Consider the following 3,502-nt stretch of genomic DNA (forward strand, 5'->3'; position numbering starts at 1 on the left):
AGCACACCCTTTATTCCGTTAATGCGCCATGACAGCCATGATAATTACTAATACTAGGAGAAGTTAATAAATACGTAACCAACATGATTAACAATTATTAGAGGTCATCGTTCAAAATGGTATGCGTTTTGACACATCCACTATATATCCGTGTCGTTCTGTCCACTCCTGAATCCCATTCCAGAAATTCTCTAGCGATTCCAGAAGTTTCTCAGAGTCGGAAAGTTGACCAGACATTACGAACTGGCACAGATGGTCATAACCTGAAGGAAGATCTGATTGCTTAACTGCTTCAGTTAAGACCGAAGCGCTCGTCGTATAACAGATGCGATGATGCAGACCAATCAACATGGCACCTGCCATTGCTACCTGTACAGTCAAGGATGGTAGAAATGTTGTCGGTCCTTGCACACGAATATTACGCCATTTGCCTGCATATTCAAACAGCTCTTCTACGATAAGGGCACAAATCGCATCGTGGAACGTTTGGGCTTCTACCGATTTAGCAGTTTGATACACTTTCTCTAAGTATCCACCTGAATCATAAATCGGCAAAATAGAGAAAAATTGACCATGTGTAAGCGGCCAATCTGATTCCACCTGAGATGCATAATCTAGTAGAATCTCTTCGCTATCAAAATTCACTTCCACCTTCCACTCACCGGTTGTCCATTCATGGCTGAACTCTGCTTCCTCTGTTGACATGACACACATCATCTCAATATCCGAATAGGGCCCATCAGTCTGACGACCAAGAGAGCCATAAACACCAATAGCCTTAACATCATCCCCATATTTATCCAATATTCGTTCCTTAATTTCATGAACAATCTTCATTCTTTCTTCTCTAGTCATTATTATTGGTCCATTCACTATTCTCATTCCCTTTCAATTCACCAGTTTCTAAATCGACATCTAATTCAATCTCTTGAATACCATTTTTACGCGCTTGATATGCTCCATCAAAATAAATTCTCATCAAACCCGTTTTAGACACAATAACTTTATTAACTACTCTCATACTATTTAGCCCATAAATAGACCCATACTTCCTTACAAATTTACCTAACTCTAAAATATTAGCTATCTGATATTTTTCGACAATTTCACAGATTATTTCAAAAAGTTCATCCTTTTCTTCGACGTCAAGTGTATTGTAGCGATCAATATCAAAATTATTAAATAGCTTTATATCAGAACTCTTATATTTATATTTATTTTTAGCAATAGCATCTTTTGATTCATGCGTTAAATACAAGTAAGTATTATGAATGCTTGTAGTTATAATCTGAACAGTATTAACACTTTTTTCTCCCAACAATCGTTTGAATTTCAGGCGAATACTATCAGCTGTTACAGGGTTTTTCGAAACATAAATACCATGATAATGCGGCTTTTTATAATGCTTACCATTTCTAACAACATCATCACTCGCCCACTTTGCTTTATTCGTTTTTTCATCCATGTCATGCAATGGGCTTATCGCAATAGGGACACCTAACAATTCCAATTTTTCTTCCCAATCTTCTGGAATACTTTCTGGATACAGAAGAAAAGTGAAGTATCTAGCCTTTTCTTTACTCATTTGCTATAATCACCTTGACAGAACACCAGTAGCAAAAACTCGTTTCCTTTCAAAAAAACACGAGTTTTTGCTTATTTTTTTTGCTCTGCTTCCTTTCTTGCATATTCCTCTAACGCTAAAACAAAGATAGCAGATTTTGAGAACCCCTTTTCCTTTGCTATTTTTTCAACTAGTTCAAACTGCTTATCAGTCAAACCAATAGACACTCGTTTCTTACTTTCAGCCATCGCTCTTCCTCCTAACTACGAGTTTTCAATTATTTTACTTTTTTTACACATTATTGTCAATTTTTTTTACCAAATAACGAAACACAACCTAAAATGTCGCTAAAATGTCGCTAAAATGTCGCCGAAAAATTGCAGGCTGTAACCCTTGTGAGAGTAAGGATAAAATCGATTTTTTAACAAATTTGGCACTCGGCACTTTATGGGGGGTCGTAGTACGGAAGCAAAATTCGCTTCCTCGCCCCCCAGTTTTCCCAAATTCCAAATTTTTTTCAAAAATTTTCCAGCGCTACCGCTCGGCAAAATTGCACGCAATTTTTAAAACCATAAAACCATGAGGGAATTTCATTCCCTCAAACTCCCTTGAGCCTCTTCCTACCGAAATGGTAGGCTACCGCTTATTATTTCATTCAGTTATCGGCTTTCATAATCTAACAGCGAACCTCTTCACTGCAAAGCCACGCTACGCTCAAGGGCTTTTACGTTACGAGAACCGCTGTTTTAACGATTATGCCGACAACTAAACGAAATAAACGCTAAAACGCCTTAGAACGCATTTTTAGGCTGATACAGGCTTTTTAAAAACAAAACAGTATAAAATATGCCTAGAAGAATTAAAACGCCTTAGAACGCATTTTATGAGCTTTAAAAATGATTTGCTTTTTATTCGCACGTTTACTTTTGATTAAACTAGCGAAGTCTGTTTAATTAAAAGTAAATGTTTAGTTGAGCAAAGCGAAACCAGAAAGGAGCAAACAACATGACATTAGATTACAGAAAAACATTTGAAATTGAGATAATCAATGAATTTCAATCAGCGATTCACTCAAAAATGTTGAACTATGTTTTAAATAATGAACTCGATAAAAGCGATTCTACAAACCTACAAGTAAATTTATTAAAACAATTATCAAACATGAACCAAATTAATTTATTTGAATTATCTTTAGAGGAATTAGAAGCCTATCACGACTATTTACGAACGATAAAAAAATATGCCGATAACATCACACGAACAGCGTGAGTTTTAACCAACACGCTTGACGATAAAACGAAATGTAAATTAAGTTTTATAGCATAATTACCACTAAATGAAATTTAGGGGTATAAGTGCGCCCTTAAAAATAAGGGGTGCATTTCTACAAAGTTAATTTGAAAAATATTCCCTTAGTGATTTTTACTAAGGGCGCACTTATACCCACCAAATTTTTCTTACGAAAAATTGATAGGTTTGTGCTAAAAAAAGAGTACAGATCACTTACGTGAAACTGTACTCTTTTTCCGTCAAGCGTGTTTGTTAAAATTCGCTTCGCTCTTGTCTAAAATTATTTATCAAAAAAATCTTTATAACTCATCTTTATCAAAAAAGTAATAAAAATCGGTAAACAAAACAATCGTTATTGCTTCTTAAATTCGGCTTTCATATATCCCATCCATTACTTCTGCACGAATGACATCTAGATCCGTTCCACCTGAATTAAGATATTTCAAAATACTCCACAAAGCATCACGCATAAAATCCCCTTTCATTTTCTAATGTAAATCTATTACCTTATTATTAATTCAATTCGCTCATAATTAATCCTTTTTCTTATTACGCAAAATGGCCCGATTTAAGCACACCCTTTATTCCGTTAATGCGCCATGACAGCCATGATAATTACTAATACTAGGAGAAGTTAATAAATACGTA

4 protein-coding genes are annotated in these 3,502 nt (G+C 35.2%); 1 reads left to right on the forward strand and 3 read right to left on the reverse strand.

From position 1 onward, the window contains the following. Positions 1 to 111: 111 nt before the first annotated feature. The 3 genes from aadD1 to ACP693_RS17535 form a co-directional block, all read right to left on the reverse strand. Positions 112 to 873 carry an aminoglycoside O-nucleotidyltransferase ANT(4')-Ia gene (gene aadD1 / locus ACP693_RS17525; RefSeq protein ID WP_001014230.1) on the reverse strand — a complete coding sequence of 254 codons (762 nt, stop codon included), beginning with the start codon at positions 871 to 873 and terminating at the stop codon, positions 112 to 114. Then, positions 848 to 1,585, reverse strand: a complete 738-nt coding sequence (locus ACP693_RS17530; RefSeq protein ID WP_002338549.1) for a replication protein — start codon at positions 1,583 to 1,585, stop codon at positions 848 to 850. The genes aadD1 and ACP693_RS17530 overlap by 26 nt, the downstream gene beginning before the upstream one ends. A gap of 71 nt (positions 1,586 to 1,656) precedes the next feature. Continuing rightward, a complete protein-coding gene (locus ACP693_RS17535; RefSeq protein WP_104870365.1) occupies positions 1,657 to 1,812 on the reverse strand; it encodes a CopG family transcriptional regulator in 156 nt (51 codons plus the stop codon). Between the two features lie 757 nt (positions 1,813 to 2,569). On the opposite strand from ACP693_RS17535, the gene ACP693_RS17540 reads away from it, so the two are divergent. Further along, complete coding sequence (locus tag ACP693_RS17540) at positions 2,570 to 2,833, forward strand: epsilon-antitoxin (protein WP_002336758.1); 264 nt, start codon at positions 2,570 to 2,572, stop codon at positions 2,831 to 2,833. Positions 2,834 to 3,502: the final 669 nt, after the last annotated feature.

The organism is Brevundimonas sp. TWP1-3, from assembly GCF_049896085.1.
GTDB lineage: Bacteria > Pseudomonadota > Alphaproteobacteria > Caulobacterales > Caulobacteraceae > Brevundimonas.